Source organism: Cupriavidus sp. 05N39, from assembly GCF_056397325.1.
Genome location: NZ_JBFTNE010000122.1, coordinates 1 through 21,260 on the forward strand (window position 1 = coordinate 1; position 21,260 = coordinate 21,260).

Genomic DNA, 21,260 nt, shown 5'->3' on the forward strand with positions numbered 1-21,260 from the left:
GAGGTGCTGTACCCCGGCATGCACTCGGACGTGGGCGGCGGCTATGGGGCGGGCGACCAGGGCAAGGCCCGGGATGGCCTGCCCGCGCTGATGTCGCAGATCCCGCTGCTGCATATGTACAAGGCGGCCCTGCTGGCTGGCGTGCCGCTCACCCAGACTTGGGGCATGGARGACAAGGTGCGAGCCGACCTGGAGGCGGACCCCCGCATGGTGCAGGTCTGGAACCAGTACATGCGGTGGAGCCGTTGCGAAGGCGGGCCCTAYAACGAGCAGCTCAGCCAGCACTACGCGCGCTTTTTCCAGTGGCGTGCGTGGCTGCTGCGGCGTTTGGAACATAGCCCTTTCTACCTCGCGGCCAATCCCCAGGACCAGATGGACCTGCAGGAATCGAATGACCGCCTCAAGGGCGACCTGGTACTGGTGCGATACCGGGCCGCGCCCCATCGTTCCCCTTATGGGGATCGCAACCCGCTCATGCTGTCGCCCCAGGAGCGTGCCGGGGCCAACCTGATGCAGGTACTCGCCGCCAATATGGCCAAAGCGTTGACGCCGTTTGAGACCGCTGCGATGTCGCACTTTGAAGATCCTGTGCCGCCGCCGGATGGCTGCCATGCGCTGTTCGAGGACCACATGCATGACTCGCTGGCGGGCTTCTACATGGCAGGGGCCGTGACCGAGCTCGATCGCAACACGGCCATCGAGAATGTGTGCCGCAAGCATGCGGCCAACCGGCCGCTCAGCGGGTTCGAGCTGAAGATCTACAAGGAAAACCGGGCCTGGATCGACCGCCGGATGACGCCGCCGGAGGTTGACCAGGGGCCGAATTGCAAGGCCGAGATTGGCGCCGTCTTCCCGGTGCAGACCGATGCGGATGTCGGAGACCTGCGCGACTGGGTGATCGTGAGCCAGACCAACACGCGGCGGGAGGGCGGTGGCTACCTGCGGGACCGAGCCATCTTTAGCGAGCTGTAACGGGGACCAGTCCCGGCCGGCGCGGCAGGCACCCATTTTTTGAATGGTGTTCGGCACCGATTGGCGAACAATGTGCCGACCGGGTTGCCGTGACCGGAGCACGGTCTGTTAAATGCGGGCGTCATCGCCGAGGATCGAGGTATTGGGCACGAGCCGATCGTGTCCATCTATTCGATCRGGAAAATGATCGGCGGACTAGTCAAAGCCAACGCCAGCAAACCGGCGAAGTCACGCCAGCGCCAGTAACCTAACGGCATGCCTTCAGCTGCCGCCGCCGATATGCGGTCTGCCAGGGTCTATATTCCTTGGGCAACATGCGCCAACCGCAACCGGAGCGCAGACGCTGTTGGTTGCCGTCCCGGTTCTCGTGTTCGCGTTCCTCGCTGCGATGTCGGCGACCGGCTACGCGTGGCTGGATTGGCGGACTTACACGGTCGTCATGCCTGTCACGGTGCATGAGGATATCGTCGATGTGCCTTCGTCCGCTTTGGTTGATGAAAAACCGATCGTAGTCCTCGCTCCAGCTACCAAATGCAAGCTGACAGCGGGCCGCTGAAGCCCGCCTGTTTCACCGCTAACGTGTCGCCACGATAAAGAACCTCGGGAACGGCAGCAGCACGGAGCCGTCCGCCATCGGCGGATAGGCTCGCGCCACTTCCGCCGTATAGCGCTCCAGGTAGGCCGCCCGCTCCGCTTCGTCCAGCGGATCCAGGAACGGGCGCAGGCCGGTACCCTTGAACCACTCCACGATCGCGGCCGGGCCATCCGCCAGCGCGTGATGGTAAGTGGTGTGCCACACATCGACCGTGGCACAGTGCGCGCGCAACAGCGCGTAGTACCAGGCCGCGCCCGGCAGTGCGGTGCGCGCCTGCGCGGCGGCGGCCAGCTTGCCGGCCCACGGGCCGTCGGCGGCGACGTCGCGCATCAGGCGGTGCGCCGGCGTGTCCAGCGTGTCCGGCACCTGGATCGCCAGGCTGCCGCCCGGCGCCAGCTTGGCGGCGAGCGCGGGCAGCAGGCGCGCGTGGTCGGGCAGCCATTGCAGCACGGCGTTGGCGAGGATCACATCGTAGGGTCCCGGGTCGTCCCAGGTTTCGATGCTGCTGACTTCGAACTTCAGCTCCGGCAGCCGCTTGCGCGCGGCCTCGACCATGTCGGCCGAGCTGTCCAGCCCGGTCACGCGGGCGCCGGGAAAGCACGCGGCCAGCACCTCGGTCGAGTTGCCCGGGCCGCAGCCGATATCCACCGCCACGCGCGGCTCGCGCCCTGGCACGGCGGCCAGCAGGTCCCGGACCGGACGGGTCCGTTCGTTCTCGAATTTCACGTACTGCCTGGCTGACCAAGTCATTGCTGCTCCTTTGCGGGTTCGGTTCCGGTGCTTGGTGAATGCGTCGATACGCTGGCGTTCTTCACGCCGATGGCGGCCTCGCCCGGCGCAGCACGGCCTTGCCCTTCGCGGTGAGCAGGACCACAGCCTGCGCGCGCGGCACGCCCGCCGCGCACTCCATGTCGACCAGGCCGGCCGCGTTCGCGTCCTCCCACGCGGAAAGCCGCGGGCAGGAAGTGCGCCATGCCTCCATGGTGTCGGCATAGGTGCGCGGCCCGGCTGCCAGCCAGGCCAGGAATTCCAGCAGATTGCCTGCATGCGACGCGGCAGGCAAACCGGCATCCCCGGCCTGATCCTGCCCTCCAACCCTGTCTTGCTGCATGGCCGTGCTCCAGCGCGATGCGATTCACGCCGTCAGCATAGGCCCGAACTGCTATGATTTCCAATGCATCCTGAGTACAAAATCCATACCCTGAGAGTATCGCAATGATCGAGCTACGCCGGCTGCGCGCCTTCGTCGCGTTGGCCGAAGAAGGACACGTCACCCGCGCCGCCGAGCGCCTGGGCATGCAGCAACCGCCGCTCACGCGCTTGTTGCGCGGCCTGGAGGCCGAACTCGGCGTATTGCTGATGCGGCGCCTGCCGCGTGGTGTGCGGCCTACCGAGGCCGGGCTGGCGTTGCTGGAGGAAGCCCGCGCGGTGCTGGCGCGAGCCGAAGGCGTGGCCGAGGTGGTGCGCCGTGCCGCGGCCGGGGAGCAAGGGCGGCTCGCCGTCGGCTTCACCAGTTCCGCCGCCTCGCACCCTTTCGTCCCCGCCGTGCTGCGCAGGTTTCGCGAGAGCGTGCCGGGCGTTGCCGTCACGCTGGAGGAAGCCGGCACCAGCGAACTGGTGGACGCGATCCTGCATGAGCGGCTCGACGCGGCCTTCGTGCGCTCGCCGGTGGGCAGCACCACCGGGCTGTTGCTCGATGCCGTGCTGGAGGAGCCGATGCTGGCCGCGCTGCCGGCCGGGCACCCGCTGGCAGCGGATGCCGGCGCCTTGCCGCTATCGGCGCTGGCGCGCGAGCCGTTCATCCTCTACCGCCGCCCGGCCGGGCCGGGGCTGTACGACGCCATCCTGACCGCATGCCGCGCGGCGGGCTTCAGCCCGCTGGTGGCGCAGGAAGCGCCGCGCCTGCCCGCCACGCTGAGCCTGGTGGCGGCAGGCCTTGGTGTTTCTGTGGTACCCGCCTCCATGCGCCGCCTGGGCGGCGACGACATCGCCTACCGCGCGCTTGCCGGCAGCCCGTCGCTGACTGCCCCGCTGCACCTGGCGATGCGCCAGGCCAACCTGCCGGCAGCCGTCATGCGCTTGCGCGCGCTGGTGTACGAGATGCTGCCGCCGGAAGGGCCGGCCGCGTGAAGACCGGCATCATGGCCTGATTCGCGGGCATCCCTGATCTGCCCGGCAGACAACAGGCCCTGAAGAGCGGATTTCCGGTGCTCCGGCGCTGGTACACCAGCCCTCCGTAAGCGCCTTTCCGCCATCGCGGACGGCTACCGCGGGCGATCTGAGCCGGCCGGTCGAAATCCGCTCGCAAGATGAGATGGGCCAGCTTCTGTCGGGCATCTCCCAGATGCAGGACGGCCTGGCGCAAACCGTGCTGTCGGTACGCACCGGCAGCGAAACGATCGCGGCGGCAACCAGGCAAATCGCCGCGGGCAACGTCAACCTGTCATCGCGCACCGAGCAGCAGGCCGCCTCGCTCGAAGCAACCGCGGCCAGCATGGAAGAGCTGACCACCACCGTGAAGCAGAACGCCGATAACGCGCGCCAGGCCACGGTGCTGTCGGCAACAGCAACGCAAACCGCCAACCACGGCGGCGAAGTGATCCGCAACGCGGTCGCGACCATGGGCGAGATCAACGAAAGCTCCACCCGCATTGCCGACATCATCAGCATCATCGAGGGCATCGCCTTCGAGACCAATATCCTGGCGCTGAATGCGGCTGTGGAAGCGGCTCGCGCGGGCGAACAGGGGCGCGGCTTTGCCGTCGTCGCCGGCGAGGTGCGCACTCATGGGCGAGATCTCCGCCGCATCGGTCGAACAGAACAGCGGCATCGACCACGTCGCGCACGCGGTGAGCCAGATGGACGAAGTGACGCAACAGAACGCCTCGCTGGTCGAGGAGGCGGCAGCCGCCGCGCAATCGCTGGAGGAGCAAGCCAGCAGGTTGAAGGACACGGTGGCCGTCTTCAGGCTGGGCAACCAGGCCGTGGCCAGCGCCGCCAGCCGCGCGCCCGCGCCGAAGGCCGTCACTGTCTCGCCGCGGGGGGTTGCGCCGCGTGCAAGCGCTGCGGCTGCGCCGGCGGCATCCTCATCGGCTTCGGACTGGTCGTCCTTCTGAAGCCGATGCACGCTCGCCCGCGTCAGTGCCTGGCCAGTTCCCATGCGCTGCGCGACCGCCTGGCGTTCGCGGCAAGCCAGCCGCGCAAGGTGCGCGGGTACCTGAATGCGCGTCCGGATCAGTCCGGCGACCTAGTTCTCGCCGGCCACAAGCGACTTCGTGATCCGTTCGAGCACTGGCAGCCATGTGCCGCGCCCCGCGTCGCGGCAGGCCAGGATCAGCAGAAGCTCCTGGTCTGGCGTATAGATGTCGAAGTGCTGCACGTAAATCGTGCCCTGGTCGCCGCTTCGAGTGTAACTGATGGCAATGGCAGGCCAGCCGCCAACCGTCTCAAGTCGCGGACTGGTGATCGACAGCAATTGCCTGCCGGACTTCCTGAGCGAATCCCGGATCAAGCGTTCGAAGCCTGCGCCGAACGCCTTGAGCATGTCCTCATCGAATTTGCGCACCTGCCTGAACGAAACGCCCGGCGGCTGAATCGAGTTGATCACGACGGCTGCATACGGGCCACTGGGGTTCGACACGGCGTGAAGGAGGTTCAGCCGGTCCCCCCCCGATGCATGGCGCGTGATGTCGGTCGCGGCATCGAGCGTCACCTCGCGGCCCCGGCTTTGCGCCTCCGACAACAGCGTCCATCCCTTCGGCAACTGAATCTCAACGTGCCGCGGGAGCTTGACGGGCAATAGCGCTACGTCCTCGCCGCCCAGCCCGGACGCGGAATACGCGAGCACGCAGGCAAGCATGCCTGCCTGGATGAGCCTGCTGCAAAACCGTGCCATTCGGCCCCCTCCGCTCGCGACGCGTTGGTCTCGCAAGGCAATTCTAGGCCATGCCAGCGACGGCCGGTTCCGCGGTTTCAGGGAACACCGGGCGTCCCCGGACGCCAAGGTGCTTTCCGGCCTCGTCGCCGGACAGTCGCCCGCTGAATTCGCCGTGCAGAACGGCGTATCCGAGAACACGGTCCGCAAGCAGGTCGCCTCCCTGAAGTTCAAGATGAACGGCAGCCGGAGCGTGGAACTCGTAAGGCTCGCGCTCATGCACCGTTAATCGCGCTGGCGACGGCCACCGCCTCGCCAGACACGCCCCCTTCCGCCTCGTCGATGCCTCGTACCGAGGTCAGGCTTCGGCAACCGGGGGCGACGCGGCCATCCTTGCTCCACCTCCCCCTGCGCAGCGCGATCGCCTGCCTATCCCGCTGACGCGGCAAGTGGCGGTCTGCCGCCGCGCTGCGTCTCGCGCGCGTTTTCCGCTTCCACTTCAAGGGAGCCCGGGGCGCGCGCAGGCCCGCGCCGGTAAGCCAATGCGGCCGGCAGGCCAATAACCCTGTCGCGCTATCACCTTTGTATTCTTTTCGACACATTCAGTTACAATGCAAACGATATTGATAATGATTTGTATTTCTATTTATAAAGCAACAGGCCAACGGTTTCCCGCCATCTCCCCGGCCGTCTCGAAACATCCTGAAAATACCGATGAACCTGAACATGCCGAAGCGCGCCGCACTCCGCCAACCCCGCCGGAGGCGCCACACCGTTTCCCTGACCACCGTGGCATTGAGCCTCCAGGCCATCGGTACGGCCTTCGCCCAGGCGCCGGCGGCCCAGCCGTCAGTTGGCAAGGCGGATGCAGCGGAGCTGCCAGCGGTGACGGTGCGGGCCAGCAACGCCGACGAAACGCCGACCGGCCCGGTGCACGGGTTCGTGGCCAAACGCAGCGCGACAGCGACCAAGACCGACACTCCCTTGATGGAAACGCCGCAGTCCATCTCCGTGATCACCCGCGACCGCATCGAAGCGCAAGGCGCCCAGTCGGTGCAGCAGGCGCTGGGTTACAGCGCCGGCGTCTATGCCGGCCCGTATGGCAATGACAACCGGGGCGACTGGGGCAAGTTCCGCGGTACGGACTTCACGCAATACCAGGACGGTTTGCTCAACCAGGTCGGCTTCTATAACAACGTGCGCACCGACGTCTACGGGCTGGAACGCATCGACGTGCTGCGCGGCCCGTCGTCGATGCTGTTTGGCCAGGGCGCGGTCGGAGGGATCCTGAACCTTGTCAGCAAGCGCCCGCAGGCCGAAGCCGCCCGCGAGATCGGCGTGCAGTTCGGCAACTACAACCGCAAGCAGGYCCAGGCCGACCTGACCGGGCCGCTGGATGCCGACGGCAAGTGGCTGTACCGGCTGGTGGCCCTTGCGCGCGACAGCGATACCCAGGTCGACTACGTCAAGGACAACCGCTACCTGATCGCGCCCTCCCTCACATTCCGGCCCAGTGCCGACACGTCGTTCACTTTGCTTGCCAACTTCCAGCGAGATGAAAGCGGCACGTCGGTGGGCTTCTATCCCTGGCGCGGGACGCTGTACTCCAACCCGGCGGGCCAGATTCCCGATCACCTGTTCAGCAGCGAACCGGGCTTCGACCGGTACACCGCCGAACAGGCCTCCGTCGGCTACCAGTTCGAGCACAAGGCGAGCGACACCTGGACGGTGCGCCAGAACCTGCGCTATTCGCACAGCACGGTCGACTACCGCAGCATCTATGCGGCGGGCTTTACCGGCGCGACGCATGGCTGGGTGCCGGGCAGCGATACGCTGATGCGCCGCACGGTCTACCTGAACCAGCCCACGCTGAACGCATTTGCCATCGATAACCAGGCACAGGCGACATTCCGGACGGGCAGCATCGGCCATCGGCTGCTCACCGGCCTGGACTACCAGCACGCCGAGATTACCGGCCGCACCGGCGTGGGCGGCACCGCCGCGCCGCTCAACGTATTCAATCCCGTCTACGGCAACTTCGTCGCGCCGGCATCGACACGCGATCTCAACCCCAGCACACAGGCGCAGACCGGCATCTACCTCCAGGACCAGCTCTCCTGGAACAAGTGGCTGCTGATGCTTGGCCTGCGCTACGACTGGTCGCGCGCATCGCAGGACAACACGCCGTCGGCCTCGCGCGACGACAACGAACTGACTAAGCGATTCGGCCTGATGTACCAGTCCGACATGGGCCTGAATCCATACGTGAGCTACTCGGAATCCTTCCAGGGCCTCGCCGGTTTCAACAAGGCCAACCAGGCCTTCAAGCCGCTGCGCGGCTCCCAGTGGGAGGCCGGGATCAAGTACCAGCCGCCGGGCAAGAACGCCATGCTGACCGTGGCCGCCTTCGACATGCGGGAAAAGAACCGCAAGACCGCCGGCGTGGTCAACGGCATGCCGGACACCGTGCAGGTGGGCGAGGCGCGTACGCGCGGCATTGAAGTGGAAGCCACGGCCTCGCTGTCGAACCGGCTCGACGTGATTGCCAGCTACACCTACCTGGACGCCCGCGTGACCGAAGGCAGCGCCGCCGAAATCGACAAGCGCCTGGCCAGCACGCCGTCGAACATGGCCTCGCTGTGGGCAACCTACAAGTTCAACCTGTTCGAACTGCCGGGCTTCGCCGCCGGCGGCGGCGTGCGCTATGTCGGCCCGAGCTACGACGGCACGGACCAGAACAAGGTCAGCGGCGTGACGCTGTTCGATGCCATGCTCGCCTATGACCATGGCCCGCTACGCGTCGCGCTCAACCTGACCAACCTGTTCGACAAGCAATACGTCACCACTTGCCTGGCACGTGGCGACTGCTACTTCGGCGCGCGGCGGACCGTTGTGGGCAGCGTGACCTACCGCTTCTGAATCCGGCCGCGGGGGTGCCAGGCCGCGCGCTTGCTGCCTTCCTTCGATCCGTGCCTTGCGTAGCCCGTCGCCAGATGGCGTCGCTAATGGCTGATCATCCAGGGCCGCGTGCCGGGAAAGGACTTGGCGCCGTCCGGCTTGCCGGCCAGCCGGGCACTCCCCCCCGAGCAGCCGCAGCCGGGCCCGTGGCGGTGCCCCTGCGAACTGACCGGCGCATGGGCGCTGCGCTCGTTACCGGCATGCGCGGCACGCCGGGCCGACGGCATCAGCGCCAGCATCGTCGCCGTGACCATGCGCGGCGCTTCCTGGCCGCAGCCGGGACACGCCTGAGGCGCATCGCGATCGTCGATGCGCCGCACCGCGCTGAAGGTGCCGCAATCCACGCACGCGTATTCATAAATGGGCATTCAGGTCTCCGCTCGGTTGGAACCGGCCGGCGCGGTCCGTGCGAATACGGGAATCCGCGCCGGCCGCCGGTTGCTTCAGATCGCTTCACATCGACCCGGCGCTCGTCAGGCTACGTCAGGCCAGGTCGGGTGAGAGGAGCACATCGGCACCTCCCTTGATATGCACAGTGGGTCCATTGGCCTCCGGCCGGATATCGAAGTCGAAGATCTGCGTCGGTATCCATAGCGTGGCGCAGGAGTTGGGTATGTCCACGACGCCACTGATATGCCCCTGCACAGGCGCCGTGCCCAGGATGGCGTAGGCCTGCGCGCGCGAGTAGCCGAACTTGGTCAGGTATTCGATCGCGTTCAGGCAGGCCTGCCGGTAGGCGACGTTGACATCCAGGTAGTGCTGCTTGCCGCTTTCATCGACCGAGATCCCCTCGAAGATCAGGTAGTCGTTGTAGGTCGGCGTGATCGGGCTGGGCTTGAAGATGGGATTCTTGATGCCGTACTTCGCCATCCCCCCCTTGATCACGTTCACCCGCATGTGCACCCACCCCGCCATCTCGATGGCGCCGCAGAAGGTAATCTCGCCGTCGCCCTGGCTGAAGTGAAGATCGCCCACCGACAGCCCCGCGCCATCCACATACACCGGGAAATACACCCGCGAGCCGCGCGACAGGTCCTTGATATCGCAGTTGCCACCGTGCTCACGCGGTGGCACCGTGCGCGCGCCCTCTGCCGCCGCCCGTTTCGCGCCGTCGCCCTGGAGCTTGCCCATGTGCGCGGTCGCGGCGAACGGCGGGTTGGCCAGCGGCGGCACGCGGTCCGGGTCGGTCTTGATCAGGCCTACCTCGCGTTCGTTCCAGGTCTGCAGCAGCTTGGGATCGGGCAGGCAACCGATCAGCCCCGGGTGGATCAGCCCCGCGAACTGCACGCCGGGCACGTGGCGCGACGTGGTGTAGACGCCGTGGAAATCCCAGATGGACTTCTGCGCCTGCGGGAAATGGTCCGTCAGGAAGCCACCGCCGTTCTTCTTCGAGAAGAAGCCGTTGAAGCCCCACTGGCTCTCCTGCTTGGCGCCCACGTCGAGCAGGTCGACCACCAGCAGGTCCCCCGGCCCGACGCCATGCACGCCCACCGGCCCGGACAGGAAGTGGACGATCGACAGGTCGATGTCCCGCACGTCGTCCGCGGACTCGTTGTTCTTGATGAAACCGCCGGTCCAGTCGTAGGTTTCCAGGATGAACTCGTCGCCGGGATTGACCCAGCAGGCCATCGGGATATCCGGGTGCCAGCGGTTGTGCACCTTCTCGTTCTCGTACGCCGACTGCGCGAGATCGACCTTGATAAGGGTATCTGCCATTTGCCTGTCTCCTTGGTGTGGATCCGGTCAATCGCCGGATTGCGGCCGTGAAACCATGCAGCCGTGGTGGCTGCCTGAACCCGCTTCGTCGTGCGCGATTACGCGCCCCGTTGCTGTCTATTTGAATGACTCGCTCAGCAGCAGATAGCCCGGCAGCCAGCCGGTCGCGATGCCTGCCAGGACCGTGGCGAAACCGGTGAACTTCAGGATGGGGCGCTGCATCGCGAGCAACAGGAAATACAGGAACCACAGCACGCCCCAACCGACCCAGCACCAGGCGAACCAGGTGTCCCAGACGGAGTTCGCGTTGCGCAGCGCGTCGATGGCGACGGGAATCACCGTGACCGAGACGAACAGGCTGAACCAGCCAAGGCCGCGCCCGTCGGCACCATTGAAGCGGTTGAGCGCAACCCACAGGTAGGTGAAGGTGAACAGCAGCGTCAGCGCGCCGGCCTTGATCGATGCGCTATCCGCCTCGCCGCCAAAAATGAGCCGCAGCGACACCAGCATCGTTACCCCGCCGGCGAAGATATTCACGACCCAGATCTCGCGGTCGCCAATTTTTCCGAGCAGCCAAAGGCCGTTCAGGCATAGCACTGCTCCGACGTACAGCAAGGTCAGGCCTAGCATGGCGTGTCTCCCCCGTAAGGTGGTCTTGTTTTATTGGGTGTTCGTGTTCGTGGCCCTGGCGCCGCGCGCTGCCGTGTGGCGACGGATCAACTATATGCTGGGCCGTGCTCATGCGAATCCCTCACGGCGAGGATTTCCGTCTCATCCGGCTGGGTGAGGCGAGTTCACCCAGGCGCATGAGGCAACGGCGCAAGCGGGATACGAAACACGCGTGTCGGTTCGCGCCGGGGAAGGATGGTGCGCCGCGCCAATGCGGGCCTGCGCGGACCCCGGCCCGCAAGGGTTTTGCCGCGTCCGGGCGCTCAGGCCGGCGGGCAGTGCTGGGCGTGCAAACGCACCAGTTCCATCTGGCCGTGCGTGTTGGTCTTCTGGAAGATTTGCTTGAGGTGGCTGCGCACCGTGTTATCGGAGACGTGCAGCACCTCGGCCAGGCTGGCGATCGAGTGGCCGGCAAAGACCAGCGCGTTGACCCGCGCCTGGGCCTCGCTCAGCTTGAACTGGCGCGCGAACAGGCAATCGTGGTGCGCGTGCTCCRTGCCCTGCCGGCGCGCGCTGACCACCACCACCGCGCGCTCCTCGCCCAGGCCGGTACGCAAGGACGCGTCGGCGGCCTGCAGCGTCAGTGTGGTGGGCAACGCAAATCCCGGCGCGCAGACCGACAGCACCTGGGTCGGCACCAGCGCGGCATGACCCGCGTGGGCATCGCGCATGTCGCCGGCACCGCGCGCCAGCCCGGCCAGCATCTCGCGCAAGGCACGGTGATCGGTGGGCATGACGGCGGCGAGATAGTCCCCGTCCCGGTACAGCCCGCTGCCCTGCCCGCACAGCGCCTGGGCACTGCGGTTGCAATAGACGATGCGTCCGTCCTGCTCCACCAGGAAGGTAGCGCTGGGATGGCCGTCGATGATGCGCATCAGCGCCTGGCTCAGGTCGGTGGCGCTGTGCCGTTGCCAGCGGTTCTCCAGCGACAGCGCCATATGCGCCAGCAGCCCGCGGAACTCGGTCTTTTCCTTTGCGCTGAATCGCCGCTGGTCTTCGCGCCGGTACAGCTCAAGGAAATAGACCACGTCTGCCTCGCGGGCGACGACCCCGCACAGGCGGTGCAGGTATTGATGGGGCCGCAGCAGCGCATGATAGAAGTCCGTCCTGACCAGGTCGCTGCTGCTGAGCATGTCGTCGCCGCCGATCACCTGCAGCGGCTGGTAGGCATTGCTGGAGAGAAACCAGGGATTGCGTGGCGAGTATTCCGCGAAGGTGCGGAAGAACGCCGCATCATCCGGCGYGCCGCACAGTACCGCTCCCTGTCCCCCAGCCAGGTGCCGCCGTGCCAGCACCGCCGTGCCCGCGGAGAACTGGTCGCGCAGCAGCGCGATGACACCGCGCAACCCTTCGTCGTCGCGCGCGGCGTGGATGCGGTAGACCAGCTCACCGTTCAGGGGATCGGCGCTATCGGCATTCTTGGCGGTCAACCGCGCGTCCTCCATGACTTCAGGCACAGTGGATTCGGGCAGCGCTCGGGTAAATGCCGTCTGCCCCGCTCTCTTCAAAATGAGGATTGCCGGCCAGTGTTTCCGCTGGAACCTCAAAAGTCAAGACGCGTGCGTCTGCTGCCGCGCAGCATTCCGGCCGTGCGCTATCGCTGCGTCCGTCCCCTCCCGCGCGTGGGATGCATGTCATTGCGCAGGGACAGGATTCAGTCAATAATCGAAGCGCTCGCTGCCAACCCTCCGCCTCGACTCGCATCCATTCGACCCCGATCGCATACGCTTCCCCGGACCCGCATCGCACCCGACGCCCCCACGCCATGCGCATCAAACGAGAATATCAATCCTGGGTCGCGAATGAAACGCTGGAGGATTACGCGCTGCGTTACGCGGCGCGCTCGTACCGGCGGTGGTCCCCGTTCACGCTGGCCAACACAGCCATCGGCGGCGTGTCCTTCCTGGCGCTCGAGGCGATAGGCGCCAGCATCACGCTTAGCTTCGGCTTCCAGAATGCGTTTCCGGCCATCCTGCTGGTCTGCCTGCTGATTTTCCTGATCGGCCTGCCCGTGGCCTACCACGCCAGCGTGGCCAATGTGGACATCGACCTGCTCACGCGCGGCGCGGGCTTCGGCTACGCCGGGTCCACCATCACCTCGCTGATCTACGCGTCCTTCACCTTTATCTTCTTCGCGCTGGAATCGGCCATCCTGGCCCAGGCGCTGACCATCGCCACCGGGCTGAACCTGACCCTGGGCTACCTGGTCTGCTCGCTGGTGATCGTGCCGATGGTGTTCTTCGGCGTCACGCTGATCAACAAGCTGCAGATGTGGACGCAGCCGCTGTGGGTGCTGCTGCTGGTGCTGCCGTTCGTCTATATCCTGCGCCACGATCCTGGCGTGCTGGCGCAATGGGCCGCCTTCACCGGGCGCGACGGCGCCTCGCCCGCCTTCAACGTGCTGGCCTTCGGCGCCGCCACCGGCGTGCTGTTCTCGCTGATGGGACAGATCGGCGAGCAGGTGGACTACCTGCGTTTCCTGCCTGAGCGCACCGCGCAGAACCGGTGGAGCTGGTGGAGCGCGCTGCTGCTGGCGGGACCCGGCTGGATCCTGATCGGCGGGCTCAAGGTGCTGGCGGGCAGCCTGCTGGCGGTACTGGCGGTGCAGGCCGGCCTGGCCACCGGCAAGGCCATGGAACCCATGCACATGTACGTGTGGGCGTACGGGCAGGTCTTCGACCAGCCCGAGTTGGTGATGGCGGTGGCGCTGCTGTTCGTGGTGGTCTCGCAGATCAAGATCAACGTGACCAATGCCTACGCGGGCTCGCTGGCCTGGTCCAATGTGTTCGTGCGGCTGGCGCACTACCATCCGGGCCGCGTGGTATGGCTGGTGTTCAACGTACTGATCGCGCTGCTGCTGACGCTGCTGGGCATCTTCAGCACGCTGGAGGCCGTGCTCAGCGTTTATTCCAACCTGGTGATCGCCTGGCTCGGCGCGCTGGCGGCCGACCTCGTCGTGCTCAAGCCCCTGGGCATCAGCCCGCGCCACATCGAATTCCGGCGAGCCTACCTGTACGCATTCAACCCGGTGGGCTGCGGCGCCATGCTGATCGCCTCAATGGCAGGCATCGGCGCTTACTCCGGCCTGCTCGGCCCCCTGGCGCAAGCCTATTCGGCCTTTATCGCGATGGGCGCCTCGTTCGCCAGCGCCATCCTGATCGCCTATGCGACCGGCGGCCGCTACTATATCGCGCGCCAGGAACCGCAGATCCGCGCCGCCAGCACCGACGAGCCGCTGCGCTGCTGCATCTGCGAGCGCGACTATGAAGCGCCGGACATGGCCCACTGCCCCTTCTACGAGGGGCCGATCTGCTCGCTGTGCTGCGGCCTGGACAACCATTGCCACGATGCCTGCAAGGCGCCCGGCGCCGCCGCGCAGACGCAGGCATCGCCGCGCGAGAGCAGCTTCCTGCGGATACTGCCTCCGCATTTCCTGCGCCGCCTGGTGCGTTTCCTCGGCCTGTTCGTGATCGCGTCGGCGGCCATGGGCGCGGTGTTCCTGCTGGCCTACCGGCTCCTCGGCGAGGGCGCCCCGCCGTCCGCCGGCGGGCTCGGGGACCTGCTGCTGCGCGTGTACTCGGCCACCCTGCCCCTGCTCGCATTCGGCGCGTGGTGGATCGTGCTGTCGCACGAGAGCCGCGAGCTGGCGCAAGCCGAACTGATGGAATCGCTGCGGCATCTCGAATCCGCGCGCAAGGACCTGGTGGAAGCCGGGAAGATGGCATCGCTGGGCGGACTGGTGGCGGGGGTCGCGCACGAGATCAATACGCCGGTGGGGATTACCGTCAGCGCCGCGTCCTACCTGCAGGACCGCACCAGCGCCACGCAGGCGCTGGTGGCAGGCGGCGGGCTGACGCCGGCGGAGCTGGAGCGCTACCTGTCGGACGCCGCGCAATCCGCCCGGCTGCTGTTGTCCAACGCCAACCGCGCGGCGGAGCTGGTGCAGAGTTTCAAGCAGATGGCGGTCGACCAGACCAGCGAAAAGCGGCGCAGCTTCGATCTCKGCGACTACATCCGCGAAACCGTGGTCAGCCTCGACCCCAGGCTGCGCGACACGCGCGTGGCGTTGCAGATCGACTGTCCGGCGGGCATCGCCATGACCGGCTACCCTGGCGCGATCGCCCAGATCCTCACCAACCTGATCATGAACTCGCTGGTGCACGCCTTCGGCGGCGGCGACACAGGCCCAGTCCGCGGCGCCATCCGCATCGCCGCGCGCCACGCGCCCGGCGACGAGGTGGTGATCCGCTACGCCGACAACGGTTGCGGCATACCGGACGCGCTGCACGAGAAGATCTTCGAACCCTTTTTCACTTCGCGCCGCGGCAAGGGCGGCAGCGGGCTGGGCCTGCACCTGGTCTACAACCTGGTTACGCAGCGCCTGGGCGGCACCATCGCGGTGGGCAACGGCGTCAGCCAGGATGGCGGAGGCATTGTCTTCACCATCCGGATGCCGAGAGTCACGCCCGCCACGAAGGCCACCATTCCGATCGCGTCCGTAAAGAGTCCGTCATGAACACCTCCTTGTCTGTGCCCCCGTGGCAGGTCCTGCTGGTCGACGACGATCCCGACGTGCACGAGATCACGCAGCTGGTGCTGGCGGACCTGACGTTTTCCGGCCGCGGGATCCAGTTCCACAGCGCCTACTCCGGCGAAGAATGCAAGGCGTACCTGGCCGCGCATCCGGACACGGCGCTGGTGCTGCTCGACGTGGTGATGGAAACCGATGACGCCGGCCTGGAGACGGTGCGCTACATCCGCGAGCAACTGCGCAACGCCGACCTGCAGATCGTGCTGCGCACCGGACATCCGGGCATGGCGCCGGAGCGCGAGGTCATCACCGGATACGAGATCAATGGCTACTTTCTCAAGACAGAACTGACAGCGCAGAAGCTGACGTCCGTCGTGATCGGCGGCCTGCGCACGTACCAGTATGTCAAGGCATTGCAGCAGGCCAATGCGCTGCAACCGGAGGGTGGCGTGTCCGCCGCCCGTCCATTGCCGGACCTCGCAAGCGCTGCGCCATCCGGCGGCCCGGGCGTGGAAGACGCCATAGAAGAGAGCTTGCGCGGCGGGCAGTACCGGCTGCAAGCGGTGTCCCAGTTCGACTTGAGTTCCGCCGCCATTGCTGCCATCGCACTACTGCCGGAGTGGCCGGTAGCGCGCGGCTGGATGCCGCATACCGAGATCGCCTGCCGAATCCGCCGGCCCGGCCTGATTACCGAAATCAACGCCGCGCTGCTGCGCCGCGCCTGCGAGCTTGCGCAAGCCTGGCACACCGACCCGCAAGCCGCCGTATCCAGCCCGACCCGCGTCAGCGTTCCCATCCTGCTGCCGCAGGTGGCCGGCGCGGAGGAATCCGCGCTGCTGGCCTTGCCGGAGCTGCTCAGGCAGTCCCTGCGCGAGACCGGCCAGCCCGGCAACCAGCTCGACCTGCAGCTACCCGGCATCCTGCTGGGCACGGCCACGGAAGCCGCCCGCCTCGCCTGCGCCCGGATCCAGGAGCAAGGCGCGGCGGTCACGCTGGCCGACGTGGGCAACACGCCGATCTCCCTCGAGAACCTGCAGCGCCTGTTGCCCGACCGGCTGCAGATTCCGCTTGGCTACGTGCGCAACGTGGCCACCGACGCCAGGCGCGCCGCCATCGCGCGAGCCGTGATCGCGCTGGCGCATACGCTCGGGATGCAGGTGCTGGCCAACGGGCTGGCCAGCACGGACGAGCTGCAGTTCTTCAAGTGGGAAGGCTGCGACCACGGGCAGGGAGACGTGCTGGGCACAGCGTGGGAGACGACGGCGTGGATGAAGGCGGCCGCGCGGAAGTAGGGATGGCACGGCAGGTTCCTGCCTGGGTTTTGGCCGCTGCCTGCCACCCACCCGGCCCGCAACGACAGGAGGGCCAACCTCTTCCACGACGTTCCACTGGGCGTTATGTCGCGGTAGGAATGCCCATTACTAGGCACCCCCCGCACAGATCCCGGCGTGCGCGATTCGCGCACCGGGCTCCTGCCTCGGGTGTTTGGCGGTGAACCGCACAACAGGCCAAGAATGAAGGACTCGGGCAGGTGGAAGCCAATCCCTTTCCAGTCGCTTGATCAAAGCCCACGTAGTGTTGTCCTTCTGGCTGCCGGTATCGTAGGTCACCGAGTGCGCCTCCACCGGGGACACCACCTCCCATCGATGCAACACTCTTTCGATGGCTGCATTTATGAGCGTGGTGTCCCGCGCGAGAGCGCCTGGATCGCCGTGGTGTCGAACTTGCCGTCTTGAAGCACGGGGACCGGCTCGACGCCGAGCAAGGCAAACCACTCCACCGTCTCTTCCGAACCGAGGCATACGTTCCGCGCGTTCCAGACCGAGAATCCCATGAAGAAGGAAGCCAGGTCCCGGTAACGGATCGAATGCGTCGCATCGATTACGCCACGGTGCGAAGGGGGCTGTGACTGCGCGCCGATCCCGGCATAATCTGCAGGAAATACAAAACGAGCCAATTCAATCCATGAACGACTGTCGCCGATGCAGTCACCCAGGCCCGGCCGTTCACCGGGGCGCTGGCGAACCGGAAGCGCTTCCCCACCGCGTTCCGGCCCCTGGGCTGATCGGGAGGCCTGCGATCTTGCCGGCGGTCTTGATGGCATTGGCACTCGCTTACAGCCACGACGGCCGGGCGGCGCCGCTGCGCGCGTTCACCATCGAGGACGTCGCGTCCGAAGCGAAGTCCCAGTGCTACACCGAATGGCCAGCCTATCCGGCGGAACTCGGCCGGGCCGGGATCCGCGGCCGCGCGTCGGTATCGATGTCCATCGCGGCAACAGGCAAGGTGGCGTCGGTGTCCATCAAGGTCAGTTCCGGCAACGCCATGCTCGACGGCCTGGCCCTGGCAAACCTGCGCAAGGCCGATTGCCAGCCGTTCTGGAGCGCCGAAACCGGGCAAGCCATCCCCGGCACCGCCGTGGTGCAGGTCAGTTTCCCGCCCGACAACGCCGACGTCCCGAGACGTCCCCAGCCAGAGCAGCTTGCGGTAGCCACCGAAGATAGGGTTGCGGAGCCGCCGCAGTTGTTCCCGCCTACCTACGATGAAGCCGTCACCGCGCTGATCCGCGCGTTCGATGTCGGCGCCATCCTTGCCGTCGGCCTGGACCAGGCGTTCGCAAGGCTGCCTGCGAAGATYGGACCGATCCCGAAAGACCGCTACGTGGAATGCACCCGTACGAAGCTCTCGCCCGATCTGGTGGAGAAGGCTGTCAGGCCTGCGCTGGCGGCGGAGATACAGGATCCCGGCCTGACGATGCGGCTGGCGCGCTTGCTCGGCTCTCCGATCGGGCGCAAGACCAAGGAAGCGGCGTTGTCGGGCAAGGCGCTGGCGGATGCGGGGATTACCGGGGCCGACCTGCTCGAGTTCAACCGGTATATGGAGAACCGGGACTTGAAAGCCTTTCTTGAAAACGGAGGCCTGCGCCGCATAAAGGATGCCGTCTCCCGCGTGATCGACGTGGAAAGCAAGGCGGCGGCGAACGCCTGCGTCAGGCAACTGATGCCGCTGTACCGCCTGAAGAACGAGCGTTCGGCGTGACCTCGCCTGGCACCCGCCGCATCCGAATCCCCGCGTGAAATATCGTTACAGTTGTATCCCGCCCCGGCCTATCCGGCTCCGCCGCCCCCGGTGGTTTATCCGGCCCCGCCGCCTGGCTATGGGCCTCCCCCGGCCGTCTACGGACCGCCCCCCGCCTACGGCCCCCCGGTGGTGGTCGCACCCGCGGTGGTCATCGGGTGGCATGGGGACCGTTACTGGGACGGGCGCCGCTGGTGGGGACGCCGCGACTGGTACGCCTATCACCACCCCTACCCCTATCACCGCTAGCCGCCCGCGGCAGCCGGCGCTGCTTGTAGCACAGGCGCAACGGACCGGATGGAATTCTGTTAATTCTTATTACACGCAGGAAAACAAAAAGCCGCCCCGGCAAGGGGCGGCTTGTTTGTCTGGCATGAGCCTTGGTGGGCCTTGGTGAGCGTTAGTGGGCCTTCGTACCGATGACGAACTCTCCGTCCTGGTAATCCACCGGCACCACATCCTTGGCGGCAAACTTTCCCTCAAGGATGGCGCGCGCCACCGGGTTCTCGATCTGCTGCTGGATCGCGCGCTTGAGCGGACGCGCCCCGAACACCGGATCGTAGCCAGCGCTGGCGATCTTGGCGATGGCAGCCTCGCTCACCTCGAGCGTCATGTCCATGCGCGCCAGCCGTGCCGTCAGCCGCTCCAGCTGGATGCGGGCGATCGACTCGATATGTTGCTGGTCGAGCGAATGGAACACCACCACCTCGTCGATGCGGTTGAGGAACTCGGGCCGGAAATGCGTTTTCACTTCCTGCCACACCGCGCCCTTGACCGCCTCGTGCGGCTCGCCTGTCATCGCCTGGATGATGTGCGAACCCAGGTTGGAGGTCATCACGATCACCGTGTTCTTGAAGTCCACCGTGCGCCCCTGGCCGTCGGTCAGGCGGCCGTCGTCCAGTACCTGCAGCAGCACGTTGAACACGTCCGGGTGGGCCTTCTCGACTTCGTCAAGCAGGATCACGCTGTACGGCTTGCGGCGCACGGCCTCGGTCAGGTAGCCGCCTTCTTCATAGCCCACGTATCCCGGCGGCGCGCCGATCAGCCGGCTCACGCTGTGCTTCTCCATGAACTCGCTCATGTCGATGCGGATCAGGTGGTCCTGCGAATCGAACAGGAACTCGGCCAGCGCCTTGCACAGCTCGGTCTTGCCCACGCCGGTAGGACCGAGGAACAGGAACGAGCCGTAAGGCTTGTTCTCGTCCGACAGGCCGGCACGCGAGCGGCGGATGGCGTCCGACACCAGGCGCACGGCCTCGTCCTGGCCAACCACGCGGCGGTGCAGGTAGTCCTCCATCTTGATCAGCTTCTCGCGCTCGCCCTGCATCATCCTCGACACGGGGATGCCGGTCGCGCGGCTCACCACTTCGGCGATTTCCTCGGCGCCAACCTGCGTGCGCAGCAGCTTGTTGGGCTGCTTCTGCTCGCTGGCCTCGGCCGCGGTGGCGGCCTTCAGCTTGCCTTCGAGTTCGGGCAGCTTGCCATACTGCAGCTCGGCTACCTTGTCGAGCTTGCCCTCGCGCTGCAGGCGCGTGATCTCCAGGCGGATCTTGTCGATCTCTTCCTTGAGCGCGGCCGCGCCCTGGGCGGCACCCTTCTCGGCCTTCCAGATCTCTTCGAGGTCGGCGTACTCCTTTTCCAGGCGGCCGATTTCCTGCTCGATCAGTTCGAGACGCTTCTTGGAGGCTTCGTCGGTTTCCCGCTTGACCGCCTCGCGCTCGATCTTGAGCTGGATGGTGCGGCGCTCGAGCTTGTCCATCACCTCCGGCTTGGAGTCGATTTCCATCTTGATGCGCGCGCCGGCTTCGTCGATCAGGTCGATCGCCTTGTCGGGCAGGAAGCGATCGGTGATATAGCGGTGCGACAGCTCCGCCGCGGCGACGATGGCCGGGTCGGTGATCTCCACGCCGTGGTGCAGTTCATACTTCTCCTGCAAGCCGCGCAGGATGGCGATGGTGGCCTCCACGCTGGGCTCGTCGACCAGCACCTTCTGGAAGCGGCGCTCCAGCGCGGCATCCTTCTCGATGTACTTGCGGTATTCGTCCAGCGTGGTGGCGCCGATGCAGTGCAACTCGCCGCGCGCCAGCGCSGGCTTGAGCATRTTGCCSGCRTCSATCGCGCCMTCGGCCTTGCCSGCGCCGACCATGGTGTGCAGYTCGTCGATAAAAACGATGGTCTGGCCCTCGTCCTTGGCGATGTCCGACAGCACCGCCTTGAGCCGTTCCTCGAACTCGCCGCGGTACTTGGCGCYGGCCAGCAGGCCCGCCATGTCAAGCACCAGCACGCGCTTGTTCTTCAGGCTTTCCGGCACCTCGCCATTGACGATGCGCTGGGCCAGGCCTTCCACAATGGCGGTCTTGCCCACGCCCGGCTCGCCGATCAGCACAGGATTGTTCTTGGTGCGGCGCTGCAGGATCTGGATGGCGCGGCGGATTTCGTCGTCGCGGCCGATCACGGGGTCGAGCTTGCCGATACGGGCGCGCTCGGTGAGGTCCACGGTGTACTTCTTGAGTGCCTCGCGCTGGGTCTCGGCGTCGGCGCTGTTGACCGAATCGCCGCCGCGCACGGCTTCGATGGCGGTCTCGAGCGACTTGCGCGCCAGGCCGTTCTCGCGGGCGATGCGGCCGGCCTCGCCCTTATCGTCAGCCACGGCGAGCAGGAACAGTTCGCTGGCGATGAACTGGTCGCCACGCTTGATGGCTTCCTTCTCGGTGGCGTTGAAGAGCGCGTTAAGCTCGCGCCCGACCTGGACCTCACTGGTGCCCTGAACCTGCGGCAAGCGCTTGATGGCGGCATCGAGCGCGGTGGTCAGGCCGCCGACGTTGACGCCGGCGCGCGACAGCAGCGCGCGTGCGGCGCCGTCGTTC

The 21,260-nt window shown here is 66.4% G+C and carries 17 protein-coding genes and 2 pseudogenes; 10 read left to right on the forward strand and 9 right to left on the reverse strand.

Annotated elements, in window-relative coordinates; genetic code table 11:
- Positions 1 to 972: pseudogene (locus tag AC1DN0_RS35410) on the forward strand (hypothetical protein); the annotation flags it as partial.
- Between the two features lie 346 nt (positions 973 to 1,318).
- A complete protein-coding gene (locus AC1DN0_RS35415) occupies positions 1,319 to 1,528 on the forward strand; it encodes a hypothetical protein (protein ID WP_441630729.1) in 210 nt (69 codons plus the stop codon).
- Between the two features lie 18 nt (positions 1,529 to 1,546).
- On the opposite strand, the gene tam is transcribed toward AC1DN0_RS35415, so the two are convergent.
- Positions 1,547 to 2,317 carry a trans-aconitate 2-methyltransferase gene (gene tam / locus AC1DN0_RS35420; protein ID WP_045239950.1) on the reverse strand — a complete coding sequence of 257 codons (771 nt, stop codon included), beginning with the start codon at positions 2,315 to 2,317 and terminating at the stop codon, positions 1,547 to 1,549.
- A 61-nt stretch (positions 2,318 to 2,378) separates the two neighbouring features.
- Positions 2,379 to 2,678 carry a hypothetical protein gene (locus tag AC1DN0_RS35425; protein WP_441630731.1) on the reverse strand — a complete coding sequence of 100 codons (300 nt, stop codon included), beginning with the start codon at positions 2,676 to 2,678 and terminating at the stop codon, positions 2,379 to 2,381.
- A gap of 104 nt (positions 2,679 to 2,782) precedes the next feature.
- Between AC1DN0_RS35425 and AC1DN0_RS35430 the strand changes: the two genes are divergently transcribed.
- Together AC1DN0_RS35430 and AC1DN0_RS35435 are read left to right on the forward strand one after the other, a co-directional pair.
- The gene (locus AC1DN0_RS35430) at positions 2,783 to 3,697 is read left to right on the forward strand and encodes a LysR family transcriptional regulator (RefSeq protein ID WP_441630733.1); all 915 of its coding nucleotides are present in this window, start codon (positions 2,783 to 2,785) and stop codon (positions 3,695 to 3,697) included.
- Positions 3,698 to 3,788: 91 nt separating this feature from the next.
- A pseudogene (locus tag AC1DN0_RS35435) lies at positions 3,789 to 4,683 on the forward strand (methyl-accepting chemotaxis protein); the annotation flags it as partial.
- A 131-nt stretch (positions 4,684 to 4,814) separates the two neighbouring features.
- Here the strand turns inward: AC1DN0_RS35435 and AC1DN0_RS35440 are convergent.
- Positions 4,815 to 5,426 carry a hypothetical protein gene (locus AC1DN0_RS35440; protein ID WP_441630734.1) on the reverse strand — a complete coding sequence of 204 codons (612 nt, stop codon included), beginning with the start codon at positions 5,424 to 5,426 and terminating at the stop codon, positions 4,815 to 4,817.
- Here AC1DN0_RS35440 and AC1DN0_RS35445 point away from each other — a divergent pair.
- Both AC1DN0_RS35445 and AC1DN0_RS35450 read left to right on the forward strand, forming a co-directional pair.
- Positions 5,425 to 5,730, forward strand: coding sequence for a LuxR C-terminal-related transcriptional regulator (locus tag AC1DN0_RS35445; RefSeq protein WP_477115262.1), 306 nt, complete (start codon positions 5,425 to 5,427; stop codon positions 5,728 to 5,730). The genes AC1DN0_RS35440 and AC1DN0_RS35445 overlap by 2 nt on opposite strands.
- Positions 5,731 to 6,155: 425 nt before the next feature.
- Entirely contained in the window at positions 6,156 to 8,360 is a 2,205-nt protein-coding gene (locus tag AC1DN0_RS35450) for a TonB-dependent siderophore receptor (RefSeq protein ID WP_477146391.1), read from the forward strand.
- Between the two features lie 83 nt (positions 8,361 to 8,443).
- Here the strand turns inward: AC1DN0_RS35450 and AC1DN0_RS35455 are convergent, their stop codons facing one another.
- The 4 genes from AC1DN0_RS35455 to AC1DN0_RS35470 form a co-directional block, all read right to left on the reverse strand.
- On the reverse strand, positions 8,444 to 8,767 hold the full coding sequence (locus AC1DN0_RS35455; protein WP_441630740.1) for an FmdB family zinc ribbon protein: 324 nt from the start codon (positions 8,765 to 8,767) through the stop codon (positions 8,444 to 8,446).
- Between the two features lie 115 nt (positions 8,768 to 8,882).
- The gene (gene fmdA / locus AC1DN0_RS35460) at positions 8,883 to 10,115 is read right to left on the reverse strand and encodes a formamidase (protein ID WP_035873612.1); all 1,233 of its coding nucleotides are present in this window, start codon (positions 10,113 to 10,115) and stop codon (positions 8,883 to 8,885) included.
- Positions 10,116 to 10,232: 117 nt separating this feature from the next.
- Complete coding sequence (locus AC1DN0_RS35465; RefSeq protein ID WP_035873613.1) at positions 10,233 to 10,745, reverse strand: AmiS/UreI family transporter; 513 nt, start codon at positions 10,743 to 10,745, stop codon at positions 10,233 to 10,235.
- A 302-nt stretch (positions 10,746 to 11,047) separates the two neighbouring features.
- A complete protein-coding gene (locus AC1DN0_RS35470; RefSeq protein ID WP_477146392.1) occupies positions 11,048 to 12,214 on the reverse strand; it encodes a LuxR C-terminal-related transcriptional regulator in 1,167 nt (388 codons plus the stop codon).
- Between the two features lie 335 nt (positions 12,215 to 12,549).
- Between AC1DN0_RS35470 and AC1DN0_RS35475 the strand changes: the two genes are divergently transcribed.
- Both AC1DN0_RS35475 and AC1DN0_RS35480 read left to right on the forward strand, forming a co-directional pair.
- A complete protein-coding gene (locus AC1DN0_RS35475; RefSeq protein ID WP_477146393.1) occupies positions 12,550 to 15,300 on the forward strand; it encodes an ATP-binding protein in 2,751 nt (916 codons plus the stop codon).
- Positions 15,297 to 16,607, forward strand: coding sequence for an EAL domain-containing response regulator (locus AC1DN0_RS35480; protein ID WP_441630747.1), 1,311 nt, complete (start codon positions 15,297 to 15,299; stop codon positions 16,605 to 16,607). Before AC1DN0_RS35475 ends, AC1DN0_RS35480 begins: the two co-directional genes overlap by 4 nt.
- A 380-nt stretch (positions 16,608 to 16,987) precedes the next feature.
- Here AC1DN0_RS35480 and AC1DN0_RS35485 read toward each other — a convergent pair whose 3' ends face one another.
- A complete protein-coding gene (locus AC1DN0_RS35485; protein ID WP_477104230.1) occupies positions 16,988 to 17,419 on the reverse strand; it encodes an RNA ligase family protein in 432 nt (143 codons plus the stop codon).
- Between AC1DN0_RS35485 and AC1DN0_RS35490 the strand changes: the two genes are divergently transcribed.
- Together AC1DN0_RS35490 and AC1DN0_RS35495 are read left to right on the forward strand one after the other, a co-directional pair.
- Positions 17,413 to 18,354, forward strand: a complete 942-nt coding sequence (locus AC1DN0_RS35490) for an energy transducer TonB (RefSeq protein ID WP_441630751.1) — start codon at positions 17,413 to 17,415, stop codon at positions 18,352 to 18,354. The genes AC1DN0_RS35485 and AC1DN0_RS35490 overlap by 7 nt on opposite strands.
- A gap of 6 nt (positions 18,355 to 18,360) precedes the next feature.
- Positions 18,361 to 18,642, forward strand: a complete 282-nt coding sequence (locus AC1DN0_RS35495; RefSeq protein ID WP_477146395.1) for a hypothetical protein — start codon at positions 18,361 to 18,363, stop codon at positions 18,640 to 18,642.
- A gap of 151 nt (positions 18,643 to 18,793) precedes the next feature.
- On the opposite strand, the gene clpB is transcribed toward AC1DN0_RS35495, so the two are convergent.
- The coding region (gene clpB, locus AC1DN0_RS35500) for an ATP-dependent chaperone ClpB (protein ID WP_477146394.1) at positions 18,794 to 21,260 on the reverse strand (2,467 nt) is incomplete at its 5' end.

Excerpts from the sequence above, each read along its gene's own strand:
- tam (WP_045239950.1), bottom strand. The coding sequence starts at position 2,317 with ATGACTTGGTCAGCCAGGCAGTACGTGAAATTCGAGAACGAACGGACC.
- AC1DN0_RS35425 (WP_441630731.1), bottom strand. The coding sequence starts at position 2,678 with ATGCAGCAAGACAGGGTTGGAGGGCAGGATCAGGCCGGGGATGCCGGT.
- AC1DN0_RS35430 (WP_441630733.1), top strand. The coding sequence starts at position 2,783 with ATGATCGAGCTACGCCGGCTGCGCGCCTTCGTCGCGTTGGCCGAAGAA.
- AC1DN0_RS35445 (WP_477115262.1), top strand. The coding sequence starts at position 5,425 with ATGCCTGCCTGGATGAGCCTGCTGCAAAACCGTGCCATTCGGCCCCCT.
- AC1DN0_RS35440 (WP_441630734.1), bottom strand. The coding sequence starts at position 5,426 with ATGCTTGCCTGCGTGCTCGCGTATTCCGCGTCCGGGCTGGGCGGCGAG.
- AC1DN0_RS35455 (WP_441630740.1), bottom strand. The coding sequence starts at position 8,767 with ATGCCCATTTATGAATACGCGTGCGTGGATTGCGGCACCTTCAGCGCG.
- fmdA (WP_035873612.1), bottom strand. The coding sequence starts at position 10,115 with ATGGCAGATACCCTTATCAAGGTCGATCTCGCGCAGTCGGCGTACGAG.
- AC1DN0_RS35465 (WP_035873613.1), bottom strand. The coding sequence starts at position 10,745 with ATGCTAGGCCTGACCTTGCTGTACGTCGGAGCAGTGCTATGCCTGAAC.
- AC1DN0_RS35480 (WP_441630747.1), top strand. The coding sequence starts at position 15,297 with ATGAACACCTCCTTGTCTGTGCCCCCGTGGCAGGTCCTGCTGGTCGAC.
- AC1DN0_RS35485 (WP_477104230.1), bottom strand. The coding sequence starts at position 17,419 with ATGCCATCAAGACCGCCGGCAAGATCGCAGGCCTCCCGATCAGCCCAG.